This window comes from Streptomyces sp. NPDC047043 (assembly GCF_040644055.1).
GTDB lineage: Bacteria > Actinomycetota > Actinomycetes > Streptomycetales > Streptomycetaceae > Streptomyces.
Genome location: NZ_JBEYVO010000027.1, coordinates 50123 through 73805 on the forward strand (window position 1 = coordinate 50123; position 23683 = coordinate 73805).

At 71.6% G+C, this 23683-nt stretch carries 15 protein-coding genes and 1 pseudogene; 3 read left to right on the top strand and 13 right to left on the bottom strand.

The features are described 5' to 3' along the window. Nucleotides 1-67: 67 nt before the first annotated feature. From ABZ880_RS35940 to ABZ880_RS35950, 3 genes are all read right to left on the bottom strand, one after another. Nucleotides 68-3442, bottom strand: coding sequence for a pyruvate carboxylase (locus ABZ880_RS35940; RefSeq protein WP_361271860.1), 3375 nt, complete (start codon nucleotides 3440-3442; stop codon nucleotides 68-70). 145 nt (nucleotides 3443-3587) lie between these two features. Next, nucleotides 3588-4040, bottom strand: a complete 453-nt coding sequence (locus ABZ880_RS35945; protein ID WP_361271862.1) for a (2Fe-2S)-binding protein — start codon at nucleotides 4038-4040, stop codon at nucleotides 3588-3590. A gap of 46 nt (nucleotides 4041-4086) precedes the next feature. Then, the gene (locus ABZ880_RS35950) at nucleotides 4087-6162 is read right to left on the bottom strand and encodes a molybdopterin cofactor-binding domain-containing protein (RefSeq protein ID WP_361272201.1); all 2076 of its coding nucleotides are present in this window, start codon (nucleotides 6160-6162) and stop codon (nucleotides 4087-4089) included. A gap of 285 nt (nucleotides 6163-6447) precedes the next feature. On the opposite strand from ABZ880_RS35950, the gene ABZ880_RS35955 reads away from it, so the two are divergent. Then, nucleotides 6448-7713: a DUF3533 domain-containing protein gene (locus ABZ880_RS35955; RefSeq protein WP_361271866.1), complete on the top strand. Its 1266-nt coding sequence runs from the start codon at nucleotides 6448-6450 to the stop codon at nucleotides 7711-7713. A gap of 49 nt (nucleotides 7714-7762) precedes the next feature. Here the strand turns inward: ABZ880_RS35955 and ABZ880_RS35960 are convergent, their stop codons facing one another. From ABZ880_RS35960 to ABZ880_RS36000, 9 genes are read right to left on the bottom strand one after another with little or no spacing between them, the layout of a single operon-like run. Next, nucleotides 7763-8575: a hypothetical protein gene (locus tag ABZ880_RS35960; RefSeq protein WP_361271869.1), complete on the bottom strand. Its 813-nt coding sequence runs from the start codon at nucleotides 8573-8575 to the stop codon at nucleotides 7763-7765. After that, entirely contained in the window at nucleotides 8569-9714 is a 1146-nt protein-coding gene (dgoD, locus tag ABZ880_RS35965; protein WP_361271872.1) for a galactonate dehydratase, read from the bottom strand. Before dgoD ends, ABZ880_RS35960 begins: the two co-directional genes overlap by 7 nt. Beyond that, nucleotides 9711-10448 carry an FCD domain-containing protein gene (locus tag ABZ880_RS35970; RefSeq protein ID WP_361271875.1) on the bottom strand — a complete coding sequence of 246 codons (738 nt, stop codon included), beginning with the start codon at nucleotides 10446-10448 and terminating at the stop codon, nucleotides 9711-9713. Before ABZ880_RS35970 ends, dgoD begins: the two co-directional genes overlap by 4 nt. A 37-nt stretch (nucleotides 10449-10485) precedes the next feature. Beyond that, nucleotides 10486-11259 carry an SDR family NAD(P)-dependent oxidoreductase gene (locus ABZ880_RS35975; protein ID WP_361271878.1) on the bottom strand — a complete coding sequence of 258 codons (774 nt, stop codon included), beginning with the start codon at nucleotides 11257-11259 and terminating at the stop codon, nucleotides 10486-10488. Nucleotides 11260-11310: 51 nt separating this feature from the next. Further along, nucleotides 11311-13377 (bottom strand): alpha-galactosidase, encoded by a 2067-nt coding sequence (locus tag ABZ880_RS35980; RefSeq protein ID WP_361271881.1) that lies wholly within the window; start codon nucleotides 13375-13377, stop codon nucleotides 11311-11313. Beyond that, a complete protein-coding gene (locus ABZ880_RS35985; protein ID WP_361271884.1) occupies nucleotides 13374-14222 on the bottom strand; it encodes a carbohydrate ABC transporter permease in 849 nt (282 codons plus the stop codon). The genes ABZ880_RS35980 and ABZ880_RS35985 overlap by 4 nt, the downstream gene beginning before the upstream one ends. Continuing rightward, nucleotides 14222-15160, bottom strand: coding sequence for a sugar ABC transporter permease (locus ABZ880_RS35990; protein ID WP_361271887.1), 939 nt, complete (start codon nucleotides 15158-15160; stop codon nucleotides 14222-14224). Before ABZ880_RS35990 ends, ABZ880_RS35985 begins: the two co-directional genes overlap by 1 nt. A gap of 1 nt (nucleotide 15161) precedes the next feature. Next, nucleotides 15162-16454 (bottom strand): extracellular solute-binding protein, encoded by a 1293-nt coding sequence (locus ABZ880_RS35995; protein WP_361271890.1) that lies wholly within the window; start codon nucleotides 16452-16454, stop codon nucleotides 15162-15164. A 14-nt stretch (nucleotides 16455-16468) separates the two neighbouring features. Continuing rightward, complete coding sequence (locus ABZ880_RS36000; protein ID WP_361271893.1) at nucleotides 16469-18592, bottom strand: glycoside hydrolase family 27 protein; 2124 nt, start codon at nucleotides 18590-18592, stop codon at nucleotides 16469-16471. A 161-nt stretch (nucleotides 18593-18753) separates the two neighbouring features. Between ABZ880_RS36000 and ABZ880_RS36005 the strand changes: the two genes are divergently transcribed. Both ABZ880_RS36005 and ABZ880_RS36010 read left to right on the top strand, forming a co-directional pair. Continuing rightward, nucleotides 18754-22824, top strand: a complete 4071-nt coding sequence (locus ABZ880_RS36005) for a discoidin domain-containing protein (protein WP_361271896.1) — start codon at nucleotides 18754-18756, stop codon at nucleotides 22822-22824. A 12-nt stretch (nucleotides 22825-22836) separates the two neighbouring features. Further along, entirely contained in the window at nucleotides 22837-23391 is a 555-nt protein-coding gene (locus tag ABZ880_RS36010; RefSeq protein WP_361271899.1) for a GNAT family N-acetyltransferase, read from the top strand. On the opposite strand, the pseudogene ABZ880_RS36015 reads toward ABZ880_RS36010, so the two are convergent. Then, nucleotides 23360-23509, bottom strand: a pseudogene (locus ABZ880_RS36015) (LuxR C-terminal-related transcriptional regulator); the annotation flags it as partial. The gene ABZ880_RS36010 and the pseudogene ABZ880_RS36015 overlap by 32 nt on opposite strands. Between the last annotated feature and the right edge of the window lie 174 nt (nucleotides 23510-23683).

Genomic DNA, 23683 nt, shown 5'->3' on the forward strand with positions numbered 1-23683 from the left:
GAGAACCTGACACGGAAAGAGGGGACGACGGACAACCGTCGTCCCCTCCCGCCAAGTTCCCGCCAGGTCAGCCGATCTCGACCAGCAGGTCACCGCCCTCCACCTGCTGGATGCGGTTGATGGCCAGGCGGCTCACGCGGCCCGCCTTCGTGGCCGTGATCGCCGCCTCCATCTTCATCGCCTCGATGGTGGCCACCGTCGCCCCGGCGTCCACCTCGTCGCCCTCGGCGACCGCGAGGGTGACCACGCCGGCGAACGGGGCCGCGACATGGCCGGGGTTGGTGCGGTCGGCCTTCTCGGTCACCGGCACGTCGGAGGCCGCGGCCTTGTCGCGGACCTGGATGGGCCGGAGCTGGCCGTTCAGGGTGGACATCACGGTGCGCATGCCGCGCTCGTCGGCCTCGCCGACGGCCTCCAGCCCCATCAGGAGCCGCACGCCGGGTTCGAGGTCGACGGAGTACTCCTTGCCCGGGCGCAGCCCGTAGAAGAAGTCCTTGCTGTCCAGCACGCTGGTGTCGCCGAAGGCCTGGCGGTGGGTGTCGAACTCGCGGGTCGGGCCAGGGAACAGCAGGCGGTTGAGGGTCGCGCGCGGTTCCTTCGCCAGGCCCTCGCGGTCCTCCGTCGTCAGTTCCTGTACGGGCTTGGCGTCGGCCCGGCCCTCGAGTGCCTTGGTACGGAAGGGCTCCGGCCAGCCGCCGGGCGGGGTGCCCAGCTCGCCGCGCAGGAAGCCGATGACGGAGTCGGGGATGTCGTACCGGTTGGGTGCCGCTTCGAAGTCCTCCGGTGTGACTCCGGCGCCGACGAGGTGCAGGGCGAGGTCGCCGACCACCTTGGACGACGGGGTGACCTTGACGAGGCGGCCGAGGATGCGGTCGGCGGCCGCGTACAGGTTCTCGATGTCCTCGAAGCGGTCGCCGAGGCCGAGCGCGACGGCCTGGGTGCGCAGGTTGGAGAGCTGGCCGCCGGGGATCTCGTGGTGGTAGACGCGCCCGGTCGGGGAGGCGAGGCCCGCCTCGAAGGGGGCGTAGATGCGGCGGACGCTCTCCCAGTACGGCTCCAGGTCGCCGATGGCCTGGAGGTCGAGGCCGGTGGGCCGCTCGGAGTGGTCGGTCGCGGCGACGATCGCCGACAGCGACGGCTGCGAGGTCGTGCCCGCCATCGAGGCGACCGCGCCGTCCACCGCGTCCGCGCCCGCCTGGATCGCGGCCAGGTAGGTGCCCAGCTGGCCGCCCGCCGTGTCGTGGGTGTGCAGGTGGACGGGGAGGTCGAACTCGCGGCGCAGCGCCGAGACGAGCTTGGCTGCGGCCGGGGCGCGCAGCAGGCCGGCCATGTCCTTGACGGCCAGGACGTGGGCGCCCGCCTCGACGATCTGCTCGGCCAGCCGGAGGTAGTAATCCAGCGTGTACAGGCGCTCGTTCGGGTCGGACAGGTCCGAGGTGTAGCAGAGGGCGACCTCGGCGATCGCGGTGCCCGTCTCGCGTACGGCGTCGATGGCGGGGCGCATCTGGCCGACGTCGTTGAGGGCGTCGAAGATGCGGAAGATGTCGATGCCGGTGGCGGCGGCCTCCTGCACGAAGGCGTCGGTCACCTCGGTCGGGTACGGGGTGTAGCCGACGGTGTTGCGGCCGCGCAGCAGCATCTGGAGGCAGATGTTGGGGACGGCCTCGCGCAGGGCGGCCAGCCGCTCCCACGGGTCCTCGGCGAGGAAGCGCAGCGCGACGTCGTAGGTGGCGCCGCCCCAGCACTCCAGGGAGAGCAGTTCGGGCAGGGTGCGGGCGACCACCGGGGCGACCGCGAGCAGGTCCTTGGTGCGCACCCGGGTGGCGAGCAGCGACTGGTGGGCGTCGCGGAAGGTGGTGTCGGTGATGCCGATGGTCGGCGACTCGCGCAGCCAGCGGGCGAAGCCCTGGGGGCCGAGTTCGACGAGCCGCTGGCGGGAGCCGGCGGCGGGTTCACCGGCGGGCAGCGGCGGCAGCTTGGTGCTGGGGTCGATCAGCTCGGGGCGTTCGCCGTGCGGCTTGTTCACGGTGACGTCGGCGAGGTAGGTCAGCAGCTTGGTGCCGCGGTCCGCGGAGGAGCGGGCGGTCAGCAGGTGCGGGCGCTCCTCGATGAACGACGTCGTCACCCGCCCGGCCTGGAAGTCCGGGTCGTCCAACACGGCTTGCAGGAAGGGGATGTTGGTGGCCACACCGCGGATGCGGAACTCGGCCACCGCACGCCGGGCCCGGCCGATCGCGGCCCTGAAGTCCCGTCCCCGGCAGGTGAGTTTGACCAGCATCGAGTCGAAGTGGGCGCTGATCTCCGTACCGGCGTGGGTGGTTCCGCCGTCGAGACGGATGCCGGAGCCGCCGGGCGAGCGGTAGGCGCTGATGCGGCCGGTGTCCGGGCGGAAGCCGTTGGCCGGGTCCTCGGTGGTGATACGGCACTGCAGGGCCGCGCCGTGCAGCTTCACCGTCTCCTGGGAGAGCCCGAGATCGGCCAGCGTCTCGCCGGAGGCGATGCGCAGCTGGGCCTGGACGAGGTCGACGTCGGTGACCTCCTCGGTGACCGTGTGCTCGACCTGGATGCGCGGGTTCATCTCGATGAAGACGTGGTTGCCGTCCCGGTCGAGCAGGAACTCCACGGTGCCCGCGTTGCGGTAGCCGATCTCGCGGGCGAAGCGGACGGCGTCGGCGCAGATGCGGTCGCGCAGCTCCGGGTCGAGGTTGGGTGCGGGGGCGAGTTCGATGACCTTCTGGTGGCGGCGCTGGAGCGAACAGTCGCGCTCGAAGAGGTGGATGACGTTGCCCTCGCCGTCCGCGAGGATCTGCACCTCGATGTGGCGGGGGTCGACGACGGCCTTCTCCAGGAAGACGGTCGGGTCGCCGAACGCGGACGCGGCCTCGCGGGAGGCGGCCTCGATGGACTCGCGCAGCGCGGCCGGGTTCTCGACGCGGCGCATACCGCGGCCGCCGCCGCCCGCGACCGCCTTCACGAACACCGGGAAGCCGATCTCCTCGGCGGCGCGGACCAGTTCGTCGACGTCGTTGGAGGGCTCGGAGGAGCCGAGCACGGGCACGCCGGCCGCGCGGGCGGCGGCCACGGCTCGGGCCTTGTTGCCGGTCAGCTCCAGGGTGTGCGCGCTGGGCCCGACGAAGGTGATGCCCGCTTCCTCGCAGGCCTTGGCCAGCTCGGGGTTCTCGGACAGGAAGCCGTAGCCCGGGTAGACGGCGTCCGCGCCGGCCTTGCGCGCCGCACTCACGATCTCTTCGACCGACAGATACGCCCGCACCGGATGCCCGGGCTGACCGATCTCGTACGCCTCGTCCGCCTTGAGCCGGTGCAGCGAGTTGCGGTCCTCGTGCGGAAAGACGGCGACCGTCCTCGCGCCCAGCTCATAGCCGGCGCGAAATGCCCTGATCGCAATCTCACCGCGGTTGGCGACCAGCACCTTGCGGAACATCGCCGCTCCCTTCAGCCTGCCGAGATGACGTCCCCCATGGTGTCGGTGACATGCCTTTCTGGCCATGTGAGCCGGGCCACTCATTGCGCGTGTCGGGTCACGGAGTGCGGTCGGCGGCCTTCTTCATGGGCTCGCGGCACCCTGTTTATGACGTCGCGGCCTTCTTGATGGCTTCGCGGATACGGGAGTAGGTGCCGCACCGGCAGACGTTCTCGATGGCGTCGATGTCGGCGTCGGTGGGCTCGGACGACTTCTTCAGCAGGGCCGCCGCGGCCATGATCTGCCCGGGCTGGCAGAAGCCGCACTGCGAGACGTCGCAATCGATCCAGGCCTGCTGCACGGGGTGCAGGGTGTCGCCGTCGGCCAGGCCCTCGATGGTGGTGACCTTGCGGTCCGCGCAGTCCTTGACCTTGACGACGCAGGGCTGGATCTCCGCGCCGTCGAGATGGCTCGTACAGGCACGGCAGACGCCGACGCCGCAGCCGTACTTGGGGCCGGTGACGTGCAGCAGGTCGCGCAGCACCCACAGCAGCGGCATGTCGGCCGGGGCGTCGACGGTGACCGGCTCGCCGTTGAGGACGAAGGAGTAGGAGGGCATCGGTACCTTCTCGAAGGCTGATCCGGCGGCGGTCAGGAGTTGGCGGTCAGAAACTGAGCGGGAAGCGGCGCGGCTTGGTGCCGGTCGCCCGGGCGTAGGCGTTGGCGACGGCCCCGGAGGCGGCCGGCACACCGAGTTCGCCGGCCCCGCCGGGCTCCCCCTTGGACGGCATGATGTGCGCCTCGAAGTGCAGCGGGGCGTGGCCCTGGCGGGCCCAGCGGAAGTCGGCGAAGCTGCCCTCGCGCACGGCACCCCGGTCGATGTGCAGCCCGGCGCTCAGCACGGTCGAGATCCCGTCGATCGACGTGCCCATCAGCTGTGCCTCGAGCCCGCGCGGGTTCACGCAGGTGCCGACGTCGGCCGCCATCACCACCTTGGTGACCCGCGGATGCTTCGGATCACTCGCGTCGATCTCCGCCAGACAGGCCACGCAGGACCCGTACTCCTCGTGCACGGCGACACCCTGCCCGTGCCCGTCGGGCATCGCCCGGCCCCAGCCCCCTGCCTCGGCGACCTTGTCGAGTACGGCCTTGACGGCCTTGCTCCGCAGCGTCGTACGGCGGAAGGCGACCGGGTCCTTGCCCAGGCTCCGTGCCACCTCGTCGACCATGATCTCCTCGGCGGTCCGCGAGGTCCCGGAGTCCACCGACCGCCAGGCGCCCAGCGGCATCGCGAGGTCGACGCCGCCCGAATCGCCGGACAGGCGGCCGAAGTTGTACAGGCCGGAGTCGCTGGGCAAGGGTGCGGACACCGGTCGTACGAAGGACGCCTGGCTCGCGGTGCCCTTCTTGCCGTACGACTCGTTCACCGAGGCCGTCGCATGGGCGAAGGCGACCACCCGGCCGTCCGCGTGGCTGGCGCGGATCCTGTGGTGGCTGGCGGGGCGCATCCGGCCGTGCCGGGTGTCGTCGTTGCGGCTCCACATCAGCTTGACCGGCCGCTTCGCCGCCTTGGAGATCAGGGCGGCCTCGATCGCGGCGTCGAAGTTCAGCCGCCGCCCGAACGAGCCGCCGCCCCGCAGCACATGGACCTTGACCTTGGAGGCCGGCAGCCCGGTCGCCGAGGCGATGCTGTCGCGCGCGTCCGTCGGCGTCTGGGAGGAGAACCAGATCTCGGCCCTGTCGGCGCACACGTCCGCGACCGCGGTCAGCACCTCCATCGGGGCATGGCTGACGAAGGCGAACTCGAACTCGCCCTCCACCTGCGTCGATCCACGCGGCGGCGACCCCAGGGAGGGCACGGCCGCCCGCAGCCGGGAGCGGATCTTCGCGTCGGACAGCGGGGCCAGCGGCCCCGGCGCCCACTTGATCTTCAGGGCGTCGCGGGCGTTGAAGGCGTGGTGGAAGGTCTCGGCCACGACGGCGACCCCGCCCGCGACCCTCACCACGGCGTGCACGCCCGGCAGCGCGCGGGCCGCCCGGTCGTCGACCGTGACGACCTTCCCGCCGATCGTGGGCGGCCGGGCCACCACGGTCGGCCCGGCCCCGGCCACGGAGAGGTCTCCGGTGTACTTCGCCTTGCCGGTGACGATGTCCCGGGCGTCGATACGGTTCGCGGGCCGGCCGATCACCTTGTGTCTGGACGCCGGCTTGGGCTTGGCGGACACGGCCGTACGGCGGATCTTGGCGGCGCTCGCGCTGAGCGAGCCGAAGGTGGCGGTACGGCCGTCCGGGGCGATCACCATGGTGTTCCTGGTGCGCAGGGACCAGGCGGGCACATGCCAGCGCCGCGCAGCGGCGGTGACCAGCCGGGCGCGGGCCGTTGCGGCCAGCTGCCGGGCGGGGCCGTACAGCGAACTGACCGAATTGGAGCCGCCGGTGTACTGGTTGCCCTTGGTGCGGGCGTCGGCGAGGGGGATGTCGACGTCGGCGAGGCGGGCGTCCAGCTCCTCGGCGATCATCATGGCGACGGCGGTGGTGATGCCCTGGCCGACCTCGACCCGCGGCAGCCGTACGACGACCTTGTTCGCCTCGGTGACCTCCAGGACGAGCATCTCGTCGTCGGCGCCGGTCACCAGCACGTCGGACGCGGCGCGTGCGGGCTCGCTGCCCTGTGCCTTCGAGGTGTCGCAGGCGAGCGGGGCGGCGACCGTGAGCGTGGACGCGGCCAGGGAGTAGACCATGAACCGGCGGCGGGAGACCGCATGCCGTGCCGTCGCCCCGCCCGGGGCCGGGCCGGTGCCGGCGGCGGGGGACTCGATGCCGTCCAACGGACGCTCCTCTCGTGGGTCGCACCTGGTATGAGGCACCGATGGCCCTGTGGGTTCCCTGAGAACCCGGGCCGCGCAGTCCAGTTCAGGCCTGTCGCGCGCGGCCTGTCCTCTTTGGGGCCCTCTGCTCCGTACGCTCGGGGTGCGCAAAGGAGCCGTCCGGTAGTCGCCCCCCGTCCCGACAACCTACGGAGAACCATGGCCGACGCCAGCCCCCAGGCCCGAGCCGTCACGTTGCTGGGCCGCCCCAAGTTGTGGCTCATGCCCACCGTCCTGACCGGACTGCTCGCCTTCCTGCTGGCCCTGCTCTACATGGGCGGCATCGTCAACCCGCAGGGCGAACTGCACCGTCTGCCGATCGCCCTGGTCAACGGGGACACCGGCAAGCCGCCGGCCGGGCAGAAGCAGAACGCGGGCACGCAGATCGCCGCCGCCATCACCTCCGACACGTCGAACGAGAAGGCCGAGTGGCGCACGCTCAGCCTCGCGCAGGCCCAGGACGAGCTCGACTCCGGCAAGGTCTACGGCGCCCTGGTCATCCCCGCCGACTTCACCGACTCGATCACGGCGCTCACCACGACCGGGGCCACCGCCCGGCCGACGATGACGGTGCTCACGAACCCCGGCAAGGGCAGCCTGGGTTCGTCCCTCGCCAGCCAGATCACCACGGCCGCCGCGCACCAGGCCTCGCAGAGCCTCGGCAAACAGCTCACCGCGGCCGTGGGAACGCAGGCGAACTCCACCACCAAGCTGCTGCTGGCCGACCCGGTGAACGTCGTCACCCAGGTCGGCCACCCGATCGGCAGCCACAGCGGCCTCGGGCTGAGCGCCTTCTACTACACGCTGCTGCTCGTGCTGGCCGGCTTCATGGGCGGCAACGTCATCAGCAACGCCGTCGACACCTCCCTCGGTTATGCCGACACCGAGATCGGCCCCTGGCACACCCGCCGCCCCACCGTGCCGATCACCCGCACGCAGACACTGCTGCTGAACATGGGGATGACCGCGGGCATCACCGTCGTCAGCGTCTCCCTGGTCATGCTCGCCACCATCACCATCCTGGGCATGGACGCCACGCACATCCCGCTGCTGTGGATCTACTCCTACTGCGCGGCCCTCGCCGTGGGCCTGGGCGTACAGGCCATCAACGCGGCCTTCGGCGGAATCGGCCAGCTGATCTCCATGTTCGTGTTCATCGTCCTGGGCCTGCCGTCCTCGGGCGCCACGGTCCCGCTCCAGGCGGTCCCCGGCTTCTACCGCTTCCTGTCCAACTTCGAGCCCATGCGCCAACTCAGCGACGGCGTCCGCGCGATCCTCTACTTCGACGCCCGCGGCGACGCGGGCCTCACCCGCTCCTGGATCATGATCGCGATCGGCGCGGCACTCGCCCTCCTCTTCGGCTTCGCGATGACGCGCTACTACGACCGCAAGGGCCACAAACGGCTTACGCCGCAGCCGGCTTGAGATGCCGACGCCGGGCGCCACGGCCCGCGAGGGACAGGTACGGCTGGTTTCAGGGACAGCCGCAATCGGCAGTCACGGTGAGCCGCCAGCGCACCTCCCCGGACGCCGGCACCTGGGCGGTGTCGCCCGGGCCCGCCTCCGCGAGGTCGAAGACGCGGCCGAGCATCGGCTCGACGCCCGTACTGCGATAGGGGGCGGTGGCCGGGAAGCCGCCGAGGTTGCGCCACAGGGCGATCGACCGCGGCTGGCCGTCGGCCTCGAGGGCGAAGGACAGGCGGTCGGGGTCGTCGTGGACGCAGGCGCGGGGGACGTCGACGACCGCGCCGATCGCGGTGCCGTCGTCCGGTCCGAAGCGGTCCAGACGCACTCCCCGGAGTGCGGGCCAACTGCCCTCCACCCAGGGGCCGTTCGCCGACGGGTACAGCCGGGTGTCCGCCCCTTCGGGCAGCAGCAGTGTCGCCCGCCGGGAGAGGTCGAGCAGGGCGTGCGCGGCCCATACGAAGCGGAAGCCCGGGTCGGCCGTCAGGACGTAGTCGATCCGGGCGCCGTCCTGGATGGTCCGGGTCAGCGAGAAGCGGTCGCAGTCCACGCTCTCCGTACCGTTCCTCTCTCTCCTCCAAGCCCGTGACCAGGCATCCCCGTGGTCCGGCACACCCCGAACAGTCGGCACGCACTCCTCCAGGCCGCCCGCGTCCACGAAGGCGTCCCCGGGCGACACGTCCGCACGCCCGACGCCGTCCCGCCGCCACAGCCATTCGCGCCCGTGCGCCCGGAGCGAGGTCCAACGCCCGCCGTGCGCGGGGTCGGTGACGATCTCCACCGACGGCGACGGCGACCCCGCCCCCGACCCCACTGTCACCACTCCGCGAACGATCCGTCGGCGTGCCGCCACACCGGATTGCGCCACGCATGACCGGTCCGGTCAGCGGCACGCACAGCGGCCTCGTCGACCTCGATGCCCAGGCCGGGGGCGTCGCCACGCGGCGCATGCCCATCCACGAACCGGAACGGCTCGGGGTCGACGACGTACGAGAGCAGGTCGGCGCCCTTGTTGTAGTGGATGCCGCGGCTCTGTTCCTGGATGAGGAAGTTGGGTGTGGCGAAGGCGACTTGGAGGCTGGCGGCGAGCGCGATCGGGCCGAGTGGGCAGTGCGGGGCGAGTTGGGCGCCGTAGGTCTCGGCGAGCGAGGCGATGCGGTGCACCTCGGAGATGCCGCCGGCGTGGGAGAGGTCGGGCTGGGCGACGGCGACGCCGGCGGCGAGGACGGGCAGGAACTCGGCGCGGGAGTAGAGGCGTTCGCCGGTGGCGAGGGGCACGGAGGTCGAGGTGACCAGGCCCGGCAGCAGATGGCTCTGTTCGGGGACGACCGGTTCTTCCACGAACAGCGGGTGCAGCGGGGCGAGTTCGGCCAGGACCCGGCGGGAGGCGGCGGCGCTGAAGCGGCCGTGGAAGTCGACGGCGACGTCCCGGTCCGGGCCGAGGGCCTCGCGGGCGGCGGCCACACGGGCGACGACGGCCGCGGTCTCGGCGGCGGTGGCCACCGGCGAGGTGGCTCCGGCGCCGTTCATCTTCACCGCGGTGAAGCCGGCCTCCACCTGGGCGGCGATCTGCTCGCCGAGCTCGGCGGGTTCGTCGCCGCCGACCCAGGCGTAGACGCGGACCCGGTCGCGTACGGGCCCGCCGAGCAGGGCGTGCACGGGGGCGCCGTACGTCTTCCCGGCGATGTCCCACAGGGCCTGATCGAGGCCGGCGACGGCGCTGGAGAGGATCGGGCCGCCGCGGTAGAAGCCGCCCTTGGTGAGGACCTGCCAGTGGTCCTGGATACGCAGCGGGTCCTGGCCGATCAGGTACTCGGCCAGGACATCGACGGCGGCCCGGACGACCTCGGCGCGGCCCTCGACGACGGGCTCGCCCCAGCCGACCACACCCTCGTCGGTCTCGACGCGGCAGAACAGCCAGCGCGGCGGGACCAGGAAGGTTTCGATACGGGTGATCTTCACTGGGCGCTGAAGCCTTCCGTGTCGTCGGCGGTGCCGATCCGGTCCAGGTCGCGGCCGGCCTGGTCGAGCAGGGCCCGCATGGCGGCCTCCGCGGCCAGCGGATCCTGGCCGCGCACGGCATCCAGGACCGCGCGGTGGGCCGGTATCGGGTCCTCGCTGTGCGGGGAGCTGTGCACGATGCGGTCACGGTGGGCGAGGCCGGACTCGATCACCATCTCCATGCGTTCGAGGAGTTCGTTGTGGGTGGCGGCGAGCAGGGCGCGGTGGAAGGCGAGGTCGGCCTCGACGGCGTGGGCGGCCCCGGCGTCCTCCTCCCCCATCGCCGCGAGCGCGCCGTCGAGGGCGGCGAGGTCGGCGTCGGTGCGGCGCTCGGCCGCGAGGCGGACGGCGGCGGGCTCGATGATGGCGCGGACCTCGGCGAGGTTCCGCAGCAGCGCCCGGTCGGCCTCGCCGGTGCGGCCGCCCTCGAACTGCCAGCGCAGCACGTCGGCGTCGAGCAGGTTCCAGTCGGCCCGGGAGCGGACGAAGGTGCCGCGCTTCTGCCGGGCGTCGACCATCCCCTTGGCGGCGAGCACCTTCAGGGACTCGCGCAGGGCGGTCAGGCTCACGTCCAGCTCGCTCTGCAGCGCCACCAGGTCGAGCGTGGCCCCCTCGGGGATGTCACCGCCCAGGATGCGGCGCGCGAGGGCTTCCACGGTCTGGCCGTGCACGCCGCGGCTGGCGTAGGGGGTCATGTCGTACAGCCTTTCTTGTGTTTGACGGTGGGCGCGCTCATGCGGAGGCCTTCACGACGCTCCAGCCGCCGTCCACGACGAGGCTGGTCCCGGTGATGTAGGAGGCCTCGTCGGCGGCGAGGAACGCGATGGCCGCGGCGACCTCCTCGGGCGTGCCGAAGCGCCGGGCGGCGGTCTCGGCGACACTGCGCTCCCGCTCCTCGGACGGCACCCTGTCCCAGGCCGCGGTCAGGATCGGGCCCGGCACGACCGCGTTGACGCGCACCTCGGGCCCGTACTCGACGGCGAGCTGCCCGCACAGGGAGAGCAGGGCGCCCTTGGCGGCGGCGTAGGCGGGATGGCCGGGGATGCCCATGCGGGCGTGCACGGACGAGGTCAGCACCACCGCGCCGCGCCGGGACCGCAGATCGGGCAGCACCGCACGGAAGCCGAGGAAGCTGCCGGTCAGGTTCACGTCGAGCTGCCGCTGCCACGACGGCAGGGACATCTCGTGCGCGGGCCTGACGTCGACGGTGAAGGCGTTGCTGACCAGCACGTCCACCGGCCCGAAGGCGTGCGCGGCGGCGACGACCAGCGCCCAGTCCGCCTCGACCGCGACATCGGCGGCCACGAACCGGGCCCGGCCGCCGTCCTTGCCGATCCGCTCCGCCACCACCTCGCCGCGCTCCTCGGCGACGTCGGCGAGCACGACGGCGGCTCCCTCCTCGGCGAGGCGTGCGGCGGTCGCGGCTCCGATACCGGAGGCCGCTCCGGTGACCACGGCCGTGCGGCCGGTGAAACGGGCGCCGTGCCGTCGTGCGGGCTGGTCCATCGTGGGCTTCGACTCCTTCGCGTGAAAGGGCTTGCTCGAAACATAAGGGGCTCACTCACGTCTCAGCACGACGAGGTCGGCGTCGTGCTCGGCGCTCCAGGCGAACGGGAGCCCGTAGTGGAGCAGATGGGCTCCGCTGTACGAGGTCCCGCTCGCCGTGTCGCGGTAGCGCGCCGCCGGGTCGAGTCCCCGCAGCCGCAGGCGGTCCGGGCGGCCGGGCACCAGCGGGGCGCCGTCGAGCCGGCCGGTGCTCAGCGCGGCGACGACGGTCCGCTCCCCGGCGTCGTACTGCACCCCGCAGGTGGGGTCCTGCGGGGTACCGAGGAGCCGGGTCTCTCCGTGATGGACGACCTCCCGCACCTCCTTGTACCGGGCGATCCAGCGGGCGGCCTCGGCCCGTTGCTCCGGCGACCACGCACGCAGGTCGGCACCGACCCCCAGCACCCCGCACATGGCGTTGACGAAGCGGAAGGCGAGGCTGCGCGGGCGCGGGTCGAAGACACCCGGTGCGTCGGTGACCCAGGAGCTCATCACGTGCGGGGCGTGCGCATGCAGGAAGCCGTACTGGACGGACAGCCGGTCCAGCGGGGCGGTGTTGTCGCTGGGCCAGACGACGTCGGTGCGGGCGAGGGTCGCGTGCTCGATGCGTGCGCCGCCGCCCGCGCAGCCCTCGACGGTGACGTCGGGGTGAGCGGTGCGCAGATGGTCGAGGACGCGCAGGTAGCCGGTGACGTGCTGCGCGTCCAGGTCGAGGCGGTCGGCGGGCCCGGCGCCGGGGCGGCCGCGTTCGGTGGGCGGCCGGTTCATGTCCCACTTCAGATAGCTGATGTCGTACGCGCCGAGCAGCCGGTCGAGCGTGCCGATGACGAAGTCCTGGACGTCGGTCCGCCCCAGGTCGAGCAGCAGCTGGTTGCGGACCAGACGGGCGGGGCGGTGGTCGATCCGGTAGACCCACTCGGGGTGTTCGGCGTACAGACGGCTGTCGGGGCTCACCGCCTCGGGTTCGATCCACAGGCCGAAGTCCAGCCCCAACACCCGTACGTCCTCCACGAATTGACCGAAGCTCTGCGGGAACGCCGTCGGATCCGGGTACCAGTCGCCCAGCCCCCCGGTGTCGTCGGCCCGCCCGGTGAACCAGCCGTCGTCCACCACGAACAGCTCGGCCCCGATGTCGGCGGCCGTCTTGGCCAGCTCCAGTTGCCCGGCCGCGTCGACGTCGAAGCCGGTGGCCTCCCAGGAGTTGTAGAGCACCTTGCGGGGGCGGTTGAGCCGGTCGCCGGCGAGGTGGCGCTCGTAGCGGTGCCAGACGCCGGAGAGTCCGTCGAGGCCGCCCGGGCTGAAGGCGCAGGCCAGGCGGGGGGTCGTGAGGGTTTCGCCGGGTGCGAGGAGCACGGCACCCTCGTGCGGGACGCGCCCGGCACGGACGCGCACGGCGCCGCCCGGCTCGGCCTCCGCCGTGATGTGCCAGTTGCCCGGCCACTCGAGAGCGATGCCGAAGGCGGCCTCTTCGTCCTGCACCGCGAGCCAGGGCGCGTACGCGTGTCCGGGCGCGCCCTGGAGGCTGCCGATGCTGAACGCGCCCCGGGACAGGTCGAGTCGGGTGCGCTGGAACTCCTGCGACCACTGGCCGGAGAGATACGTGAGCCGGGCCGCCGCACCGGTCACCGGGATGTTCACGGCACCGGAGTCGAACCGCTCCAGCCGCAGTTCCTGCCTCGCGGTGTGCTCGGTCCAGCGGAGGATGACGTCAGTGCCCGGCACGGTCTCGTAGCAGAGGACCGTACGGAGGCCGAGCACGTCGTCGGTGAAGGCGAGCCGCAGGGCCCCCTCCCCCTGCTGCGCCCCGTCGAACTCCCACCACACACCCCGCTCCTCGCCCGGACGTGCCGCCACCAGCTCGGCTCCGGTGAACGGCCGCAGCCCGTACGGCAGATACTCGGCGGGGGCCGCGTCGGCGGGCGTGATGAAGTGGGTGCGCCGGGACCAGTCGAGGGCGGAGGGGCCGTGTTCGACGCCGAGCGGGCCCCAGGCGTCGAGTTCCGCCCACGGGCCGTCCGGGGACAGGCGCACGGTGTAGCTCGTGCGCTCGGTGCGCAAAGTCCAGCGTTGGTACGTCACTTGACCGCCCCCAGGTTGAGACCGGCCACGAAGTGCCGCTGGAAGCGGAGGAATACGGCGACCGTGGGCGCGGCGGCGATGATCGATCCGGCGGCGATCACGTTCCACATGGACACGTACTGGCCCTGAAGTCCGATGAGGGCGGCGGTGATCGGCATCTTGGTGTCGCTGCGCAGGACGGTGATCGCCCAGAGCAGGTCGTTGAAGATCCAGGTGAAGGACAGGGCGCTGAGCGCGGCCAGGGCCGGGCGGGTCAGCGGGAGGATGATCCGCCGGAAGATCTGCCAGGGCCCGGCCCCGTCGACGACCGCCGCCTGCTGGATCTCCACCGGGATGGCCCGCATGAAGCCGTGCAGGACGAAGACGTAGAAGCCGACGCCGAAGCCGATCTGCACGCCGATCAGTGCGGGCAGGGTGTCGTAGACGCCCATCAGCTCACTCAGCTTGGACACCGGGATGAGCAGGATCTGCGGCGGGAGGAGGTTGCCGCCGAGCATCAGGAGCAACAGGGCGCGGCGGAAGGGGAGTTCGTAGCGGCTGAGGGCGAAGGCGGCCATCGCGGCGAGGGCGAGGGTGACCAGGACGCAGGGCACGGTGACGATCAGGCTGTTGATCAGGGCGCGCTGCTGGCCGCCGTCGACCCAGGCCTGGCGGAAGTTCTCCAGTGTGAAGGAGCGCGGCCAACTGCCCAGGCCGTGGGCGGCAATGTCGTCGAAGGAGCGCAGGCTGGTCACCAGGACCAGGGCGACGGGCAGCAGCCACAGGGCGGCCAGCGCGCCGGCGCCGAGGTGGAATCCGGCGGTCGCGGCCCGTTTGCGGCGCAGTGCCGTGGAGTTGGCGGACATCAGTCGGCCTCCCGGAACGCGCGGACGAGGTAAGAGGCGATGACGCCGAAGGCCAGCACGAAGATGACGACGGCCAGTGCGGAACCGTAGCCAAGTCGCAGGGACTGGAAGGCGGTTGAGTACATGTAGGTGCTCAGCAGCTCGGACGAGTGGTAGGGGCCGCCGCGGGTGAGCGACCACACGACGTCGAAGGAGCGCAGCGAGTCGATGATGATGACCGACACAACGACCGCGTTGACGCTGCGGAGTTGGGGCAGGGTGACGTGTCGGAAGCGCTGCCAGGCGCTCGCGCCGTCGACCTTGGCCGCCTCGTACAGGGCCGGGTCGATGCCCTTGAGTCCGGCCAGGTACAGGACCATGACGTAGCCGATCTGGCGCCACAGCGCGGGCACGATCACCGCGTACAGGGCGGTGGCCTGGTCGGCGAGCCAGGCGTGGCGGAGGCTGTCGAGGCCGACGGAGCCCAGGAGTTGGTTGAGGACGCCGTCCGGCTGGTAGATCGCCTGCCAGACCAGGGCGGTGGCCACCAGGGAGAACACGACGGGCAGGAAGAGGGCCGCCCGGTAGAAGCCGACGCCGCGTCGCTCCTGCTGGAGCAGCAGCGCGGCGGCGAGGCCGAGCAGGGCGGACAGGCCGCCGAAGACGACGAGCCACAGCACGGTGTGGCCGGCCGCGCTGCGGAAGACGTCGTCGTGCGCCATCTCCCGGAAGTTGTCCAACCCGATGAACTGGGGCGCCGAGACACCGTCCCACTTGGTGAGGGCCAGGTAGAAGCCCTGCAGGGCGGGCCAGAAGACCCACACGGACTCGGCGAGCAGCGGGACCAGGACGAACGCCAGGACCAGGGGTGGGGTGCGCCGGGGGCCCCGGCCCCGACCGCCACGGGACGGCGTCGGGACCGGGAGCTTTTTCCGGTGGGGGGCGGTCAGGACGGCCATCTCAGGCGTTCCAGATCTTCTCGGCGTCGCGCTGCCAGTCGGTCAGGATGGAGCCGATCGACTTGGGCTTGGCCAGGAACCTGGTCAGCGCGGTGTCCGCGGTGGGCTGGAGGGCGTCGCTGGAGTCGCGGTTGAAGAACTGGGTGATCTCGGCGGCCGAGTCGACGTGTTCGCGGCCCTTCTTCACCAGGGCGGTCCCGGCGTCCTTGGCGTCCGGGTTGCAGGGCAGGACGGTCCCGGACGAGCCCTTGATGTAGGTCTCCTGGGCCTCGGCGGTGGCGAGGTAGCGCATCAGGTCGTAGACCTGCTCGCGGCGGCCGGTGCGGGCGCTGGCGAAGTAGCCGTCCACGGGGGCCTCTTCGGCGAGCGGGATCTTGGAGTCGATGATCGGGAAGCGGAAGAAGTCGATGTCGTCCAGGGCGCTCTTGGGTGCCGAGTCGGCGAAGAAGGTGCCGATGAGCATCATGCCGGTCTTGCCGTTGAGCAGGGCGGTCGTGGCGTCCTGGAAGGCGAGGGCGGTGCCGTTCGGGTCGAAGTACGGATGGACCTCCTGCCACCGGTCGAAGACCTTGCGCACCTCCGGGTCGTCGAACCGGTGCTTCCCGGCGAGGAGTTCACGGTGGTACTGGGCGCCGTTGATCCGGATGTCGAGGTAGTCGAACCAGGCCGAGGCCACCCAGGGGGTGTTCCCGCCGGCGCCGAGCCCGATCGGGGCGACGCCCTTGGACTTGAGCTTGTCGCACAGGTCGAGGAAGTCGTCCCAGCTCTTGGGGAGTTCGCGTATGCCCCACTTGGCGAAGTTGGACTTCCGGTAGAACATGCCCCACCAGTAGTAGGTGGCGGGGACGAAGACCTTCTTGCCGGCGCCGGAGGTGCACAGGCGGTTCTGCGCCTTGGAGTAGCGCTTGAGGTCGGGCGAGGAGTTCCACACCTCGTCGAGGTCGAGCAGCAGGTTCTTCTTGGCGTAGGCGTTCGCCACCGAGCCGGGGTACCAGGTGTACGCGTCCGGCGGGTTGGCCGAGGTGAGGTACGTCGGCAGCTGGGTGCGGAAGGTCTCGGCGGCGACCGTGTTGAGGCTGGCCCTGCCGGACCCCTCCTTGCCGTAGGCGGCGACGATGTCCTCCATCGCCGCCTTCGCCTGCGGGGCGGACAGGTTGGACTGGAGGGTCACATCGCCCTTGGAGGAGGTCTTGCCGGAGGAGGTGGAGGTGACGCAGCCGCTGAGCAGTGCCGCCGTCCCGGCGGCACCGAGCCCGGTGAGGATCCGGCGACGACTGGGCTGTTGGTTGGCCATGATGTATTCCTAATTTATTTGAATTCGGTCCGGTGCAGGTAGCCGTCGACTCCGCGGAACACCGCATCCACGGCCCCGTCCGGTCCGGCGACCGCGCCGAGCGCCCCGTCGAACGCAGCGCTCGGGAACTCCTGTCGCTTGCTCCACCCCTGCCAGGCACCGTCGGCGTACCGCTGCTGCCAGAGCGTGTAGTCGGCGGCCCGCGCGTACAGCACCACCGCATCCCCTACGGCGACCAGCGTCGGACTGCCGCTGACGGTCCCGCCGAGCGAACTCCACGCCGACCACTGACCGGACGTGTCCTGCGAGCGGGTCCACACGTCGTCGGCAGCGGTGCGTACGGCGACATGGACACGGCCCTGCGCATCGACGACGGCGGACGGACGACCGTACGTCTGCCTGCCGCCAGGCAGTCCGAGCGAGGACCAGTCGGTGGCCGGTCCGCGCTGGACCACCGCGCCGTCGGCGCCGCGCGCGAAGAGGGTCCAGTGCGTGGGGTCGGTGAACGCCACCGAGGGCGCGTCGGTCAACTTCCCGCCCAGCGACTGCCATTGACCCCAGCGGCCGTCGGCGTAGACCCGCCGGTAGGCCCGGTTGTCGGCACCGCGTACGAAGACGTCGATACGGCCGCCGGCGGAGGCGTACGCGGCGGGCTGGCCGAGGATCCTGCCCTGCGCGGGGCCGCCGAGGTCCTTCGTCCTGCCGTCGGCCTGCTGGACGAGGGAGCCGCCAGGGCCGCGGAAGAAGGTGATCAGCTTGGAGCCGTCACGCACGACGGCCGGGCTCGCGGTGGCCTTCTCGCCCAGGTTCGTGCCGGGCAGGGCGTCGGTTCCGGTCAGCCTGAGGAACGCGGTGCCGTGCGCGGGGACCTCCACGGTGTACGACCCCGTGTACGCGCCCCGGTCGGCGCGCGCCCGCAGATCGCGGACCTGCACCGGCCCGCCGAGTCCGGCGTCGGCGAACTGCACGGTGCGCCGGGCGGGTTGGTCGGAGCGGTTGAGCAGCACCACCGCACGCCGCCCGTGCCCCGCAAGGACCTTGCTGTAGACGTCGCCCACCGAGTCGGTCGCGACGCGAACGCCCTGAATGGCGAGCGGATCCTGGTCGACGGCGATGATCTCCGGGTTGCGGAGCGTCTTGAGCATCGAGTCGGAGAGGGTGCGCGGGTCGGAGCCCAGCATCAGCGGCGAGCCCATCTCGGCCCACATCACGAACTGGCTGGTGGACTCCTCCTGGGTGAGCTCGTACGACCCGTCGGTCATCCTCCGCATCGGGATGAGGTAGTCCGGGTCGTTGTAGTGGCCGGGGCCCTGCGCCTCGGGGTGCCAGGCGTTGGCGTCCATGTTGCGCAGCACGTTGGGCCACTGGCCGGGGCTCGGGGTGCCCCAGGCGATGTCGGTGCCGGTGCGCCAGGAGTCGGCGATCGTCGGGGCATGGACGTAGGTGTTGTGGGCGTCCTGCTCGGGGCTGTGCGGCAGGCCCCAGTCGTCGGTCAGCGGGTTGCACAGGTTCAGCAGCATCCTGCGGCCGGACTTGGCGACCGCGTCGCTGAACTCCTTGAACGCCGGGCCCGGATCGAGCTTCGCGCCGATCCCGCACAGGAAGTCGACCTTGATCGCGTCGACCTTCCAGTCCGCGAACTGCCGCGCGTCCTGGTCGTAGTAGCCGCGGCTGCCGAGCCCGCAGCTCTTGCCGCCGTCGTAGGCGCCGGCATCGGTGTAGATGCCGGCCCGCAGTCCGCGCTTGTGCAGGTAGGAGACGAGCGCCGGGATACCGGAGGGAAAGCGGTCCGGATTGGCCACCAAGTGCCCTTGTGCATCACGGGGGTTGTCGGCCTGCCAGCCGCCGTCGAGCCACACGATGTCGTAGCCGGCATCGCGCAGACCGCTGCCGACCAGCTTGTCGGCGACGGCGCGCACCTCCTTCTCGGTGGGCGCGCCGAGACCGTAGTAGGTGTTCCAGCCCATGTAGGGCGTCGGTGCCAGACCGCTGTCGTAGTACGCGGGGGCGCCCTGGTCCGCGGCGCTCTGCGCGGTTGCCGCCGGGGCAGCGGTGATGGCGAGAACGGTTGCGATCGCAGCCGTGAGGGCGGGGCGCCCGAGTCTGTGGGCCTTCCGGCCGTGCGGGTGTGAGGTCACGGCGACGACTGTGGCTCGTGGCCGGAACCCTGTCAATATTAATTCCTAATTTATTCAAACACGGCCTCGAGAGCCGCCGCAGGTCTTGACACCACCCAGGCCCAGGTGCACTGTTTGGCAACGTTGTCAGAGGCCAACGTCCCTGATCGGAGCCGCAGTTCATGTCGGACCAGCCCTCCAGACCTTCGCGTCGCACCATGCTCTCCGCCGGGGCCACACTCCTTGCGGGTTTCGGCCTCGACGCGACCTTCCCCGCCGATGCCCTCGCATCCAGTTCCGGACAGCCGAAGCAGCCCGGCGAACTCGCCGCCTACCGACCCGTGACGGTGTCCTCGACGGACTACGCCCCCACCCCGGCCGAGTTCGCGGTCGACGGGGTGCCGGCGCCCGGAGTCCGCGGCACCGGATGGCGGGCCGCGCCCGGCGACCCCCAGTGGATCTCCGTCGACCTCCAGGCGCTGTGCGAGGTCGCCTCGCTCCGCCTCACCTTCGAGGCGACGGCGGACGACCCGCCGTACGTCAACGCTCCCGGCGGCAATCCGCGCAACGACACGACCGGGCAGGAGATCCTCTCCAGCTGCGCGGTCGACTTCGTGATCGAGACGTCGCGGGACGGCAAGGCGTGGACGACCGTGTACCGCACCGACTCCGGCAAGGGCGGGGTCGTGGAGATCGCCCTGCCCGGGCCCGTCACCGCGCGCTGGGTCCGGATGACCGTGCACAAGCGGTCCAACACGAACCCGCTCGGCCTCAACGGCCTTCAGGTGTACGGCACTTGCCGCACAACCCGTCGGGACGTGACCGGCTGGACCGACTGGGGCTCGCAGCACCGCACGCCCCCGGCCCTGAAAGTCGCCGACGACGGCACCGTGCCGCTGGAGTCCGGCTGGGACCTGACCCTGGACGACTGGGCGGACGGGGACGGCGCCACGCTGTCGAAGCCGTCCGCGGACACCAGCCGCTGGCTGCCCGCGACGGTGCCCGGCACGGTCCTGACCTCGCTGGTGGATCAGGGCAAGCTGCCCGACCCGGTCGCCGGCTTCGGCAACCTCCATGTCCCGGAGGCCCTTTCGCGGCACGCCTGGTGGTACCGGCGCGCCTTCAGCCTGCCCGAGGGCCTGCGCACCGGCGCCGGACGCCATGTCTGGCTGGAGTTCGACGGGGTCAACCACAAGGCCGAGGTGTGGCTGAACGGCAGCCGGGTCGGCGACCTGACCTTCCCCTTCGCCCGTGCCGCGTTCGACGTGACGGGCCTGATCGGTGACTCCGACGAGCAGGCGCTGGCGGTCCGGATCACGCCCATGCCGTTCCCGGGCAGCCCGGGCGACAAGGGTCCGGCGGGCCTGTCATGGGTCGACGCCGGGGCGAACATGATGAACCGCAACTCGCCCACGTATCTGGCCGCTTCGGGCTGGGACTGGATGCCCGCGGTGCGGGACCGGGCGGCCGGCATCTGGAACCACGTCCGGCTGCGCTCCACGGGTGCCGCGGTCCTGGGCGACCCCCGCGTGGACACCCGTCTGCCCGATCTGCCCGACACCCGCACGGCCGAGCTGACGATCGTCGTCCCGGTGCGCAACGCGGACCCCGCCGAGCGACGCGTCACACTCTCCGCGGCCTTCGACGGCGTACGCCTGACCCGGACGGTCACGATCCCCGGCGGCGAGACGGCGGACGTCACCTTCACGCCCGCAGATCACCCCCAACTACGTTTGAAGAACCCGACGTTGTGGTGGCCCAACGGCTACGGCGAGCCGGCCCTGCACCGGCTCACCCTCACCGCCACGGTCGACGGCGCGGAGAGCGACCGCCGCACCGCCCGCTTCGGGATACGCCAGTTCGGCTACGAGTACGACGTACCGCTCACCTTCCAGTCCGGCAGCGACGCATACGCCCAGACGGTGAACTTCGCCCGCCTTAAGGCGCGGTACGTGCGCATCATGTGCCGTACCCGGACGACGAGTTGGGGCTCGTCCATGTGGGCCCTGTCCGTCGCCGACAGCTCCGCACCCGACACGGACCTCGCCCTGCACCAGCAGGCCACGGCCTCCTCCGTCGACGACTCGTCCAACCAACCGGGCAATGCCACCGACGGCGACGCCGGCACGCGCTGGTCCTCGGCGTTCGAGGACGACCAGTGGATCCGGGTGGACCTGGGCTCGTCGGTCTCCTTCGACCGGGTCGTCATCACCTGGGAGCAGGCGTACGCGCGGACGTACACGATCCAGGTGTCCGACGACGATGAGACCTGGACCGACGCGGCGTCGGTCGACAACACGGCGGTGCCGCTGCCGTTCCGGACCAGTGGTTCCGCGGCTCTGCAGACGGCGGACTTCCCCGCGCGCACGGCCCGGCATCTGCGGGTCTTCTGCCATGCGCGGGCGACGAGTTGGGGCTCGTCGATGTGGAGTCTGTCGGTCCTGGACAGCTCCTCGCCGGACAAGGATCTTGCCCTGCACAAGCAGGCTTCGGCCTCGTCGGCCGACGAGGCGGACCACGCGGCGGGCAACGCCACCGACGGCGACCCGAACACCCGCTGGTCCTCCGCCTTCGAGGACGACCAGTGGATCCAGGTCGACCTCGGCTCCTCGGTGACCTTCGACCGCGTGGCCGTCCTGTGGGAGACGGCGTACCCGAAGACGTACACGATCCAGGTCTCGGACGACGGCGAGGAGTGGACGGACGTGAAGTCCGTCGACAACAGCACCGTCCCGCTGAAGATCACCGTCAACGGCGTCCGGGTGTTCTGCCGCGGCGGCAACTGGGGCTGGGACGAGCTGCTGCGCCGTATGCCCGCCGAGCGCATGGACGCGGCCGTGCGCATGCACCGCGACATGAACTTCACGATGATCCGCAACTGGGTGGGCAGCAGCAACCGCGAGGAGTTCTACGCCAGTTGCGACGAGCACGGCCTGCTGGTGTGGAACGACTTCCCCAACGCCTGGGCCATGGACCCGCCGGACCACAAGGCCTTCCTCGACCTGGCCCGCGACACGGTGCGCCGCTACCGCATCCACCCCTGCGTCGTCGTGTGGTGCGGTGCCAACGAGGGCAATCCGCCGGGCCCGGTGGACGACGGCATGCGCGCCGCCGTGCGCGCCGAGGCGCCGGAGCTGCTGTACCAGAACAACTCGGCGGGCGGGATCGTCTCCGGCGGCGGCCCGTACGGCTGGGTGGAACCGGAGCGCTACTCCTCCCCGGCCACCTACGGCAGTGGCAGCTTCGGCTTTCACACGGAGATCGGCATGCCGGTCGTGCCGACTGCGGAGACGATGCGCCGGCTCGTGGGCGACGAGCCCGAGTGGCCGGTCGGCGGGGCCTGGTACTACCACGACTGGAGCACCAAGGGGAATCAGGCGCCGCAGAACTACCGCGCCGCCATCGAGTCACGCCTCGACACCGCCACCGACCTCGAGGACTTCTGCCGCAAGGCACAGTTCGTCAACTACGAGAACCACCGGGCCATGTTCGAGGCCTGGAACGCCCGTCCGTGGGACGACGCGAGCGGGCTCATGCTGTGGATGTCGCATCCCGCCTGGTACAGCACGGTGTGGCAGACGTACGACTACGACTTCGACGTCAACGGCGCCTACTACGGCGCCCGCAAGGCGAGTGAACCCATCCACGTCCAGGCCGATCCGACGGACGGCCGGGTGATGGCGGTCAACCACACGCCGCGCCCGATCACCGGCGCCACGGTCTCCGCCCGCCGCTACGACCTCTCCGGCCGCCAACTCGCCCCCGAGCAGCGCAAGTCGGTGGACATCGCGCCCTCGGCGACGGCATCCGCCTTCACCATGGACGCGGCCGACGGTCTGCCCGCCTGCCACCTGCTGCGGCTCCGTCTGACGGACGCACACGGCGGGCTGCTCTCCGAGAACACGTACTGGCGCTACCGCGAGGCGGACGACATGCGGGCGCTGAACGCCGTCGCACGCACCCGGGTGTCCGTCGACATCACGGCGGCGGACGGTTCGGGGCCCCGCCGCACGCTCACGGCGCGACTGCGCAACCGCGGCTCCTCGGTGGCGGCGATGATCCGCCTCTCGCTCCTCGACGCCCGGACCGGGCACCGGCTGCTGCCGACCCTCTACAGCGACAACTACCTGTGGCTGTTGCCGGGCGAATCCAGGCTCGTGACCGCCTCCTGGCCGGCCTCTGCGCCGGGCGCGACGAGGCCGAGACTCCATGTCGAGGGGTACAACGTGCCCGCGGTCGGCGCCCAGCCGTGATACTTGCGGATCATGAAAGCGTACGAGTCACACATCCGGCCGCGGACCGACGGCGATGTCGACCGCTGCGTCGAGATCCTCGCCGAGGTGCACCGGCACAGCGGCTACCCCGTCAACTGGCCCGAGAGACCGGCGGATTGGCTGACCCCGCACTCCCAGCTGGAGGCCTGGGTGGCCGAGGTCGACGGCCGTGTGGTGGGGCACCTCAGCCTGTCCCGGGCCACCGAGGGGGACGCGGCGCCCGGGCTGTGGGGCGCCCGTGCGGGCGTCGGCGCCGAAGTCACCGCCGTGGTCGGCCGGTTGTTCGTGTCGCCGGCCGCACACGGGCAGGGACTGGGGGCCGCGCTGCTGGACCGGGCCGTCGAGGAGGCCCGGGCGCGGGGCCTGCAGCCCGTGCTCGACGTCGTCGACTCCCGCTCGGCGGCGACGGTCCTGTACGAGCGCCTGGGCTGGAAGTTGCTGGACGTCGTCGAGCAGCGCTGGGCACCGGACCAGCTGGTGTCCGTGCGCTGCTACGTGGCACCGCCCGGCCCGGTCAGCCCTCCGCCGCCCGGGACCGGGGGCTGACCAGACCCGTCTCGTACGCCACCACCACCGCCTGGGCGCGGTCGCGCAGGGAGAGTTTGGTGAGGATGCGCGAGACGTGGGTCTTCACCGTCGCCTCGGAGAGGTGCAGGCGGGCGGCTGGACGTCGCCGTGATCGGCGGGGTGCTGGGCGTGGTCGCCGTGACGGCGTGCGCGAGCGCCTGGCGGGCCGGGCGGCTGCGTACGGTCGACGCGCTGGCCGTGGGCCGCACCCCCGCTCCCGGCCGGGGCCGGCGGGCGGCAGGTCTGGCCGCCCGGCTTCCGCTGCCGCGGC

What these genes read in the sequence shown, in the direction of transcription:
- ABZ880_RS35940 (WP_361271860.1), bottom strand. Translation starts at nt 3,442, where the DNA reads ATGTTCCGCAAGGTGCTGGTCGCCAACCGCGGTGAGATTGCGATCAGG.
- ABZ880_RS35975 (WP_361271878.1), bottom strand. Translation starts at nt 11,259, where the DNA reads ATGGACCAGCCCGCACGACGGCACGGCGCCCGTTTCACCGGCCGCACG.
- ABZ880_RS35945 (WP_361271862.1), bottom strand. Translation starts at nt 4,040, where the DNA reads ATGCCCTCCTACTCCTTCGTCCTCAACGGCGAGCCGGTCACCGTCGAC.
- ABZ880_RS36005 (WP_361271896.1), top strand. Translation starts at nt 18,754, where the DNA reads ATGTCGGACCAGCCCTCCAGACCTTCGCGTCGCACCATGCTCTCCGCC.
- ABZ880_RS35995 (WP_361271890.1), bottom strand. Translation starts at nt 16,454, where the DNA reads ATGGCCAACCAACAGCCCAGTCGTCGCCGGATCCTCACCGGGCTCGGT.
- ABZ880_RS35950 (WP_361272201.1), bottom strand. Translation starts at nt 6,162, where the DNA reads ATGGTCTACTCCCTGGCCGCGTCCACGCTCACGGTCGCCGCCCCGCTC.
- ABZ880_RS36010 (WP_361271899.1), top strand. Translation starts at nt 22,837, where the DNA reads ATGAAAGCGTACGAGTCACACATCCGGCCGCGGACCGACGGCGATGTC.
- ABZ880_RS35970 (WP_361271875.1), bottom strand. Translation starts at nt 10,448, where the DNA reads ATGACCCCCTACGCCAGCCGCGGCGTGCACGGCCAGACCGTGGAAGCC.
- ABZ880_RS35985 (WP_361271884.1), bottom strand. Translation starts at nt 14,222, where the DNA reads ATGTCCGCCAACTCCACGGCACTGCGCCGCAAACGGGCCGCGACCGCC.
- ABZ880_RS35955 (WP_361271866.1), top strand. Translation starts at nt 6,448, where the DNA reads ATGGCCGACGCCAGCCCCCAGGCCCGAGCCGTCACGTTGCTGGGCCGC.
- ABZ880_RS35990 (WP_361271887.1), bottom strand. Translation starts at nt 15,160, where the DNA reads ATGGCCGTCCTGACCGCCCCCCACCGGAAAAAGCTCCCGGTCCCGACG.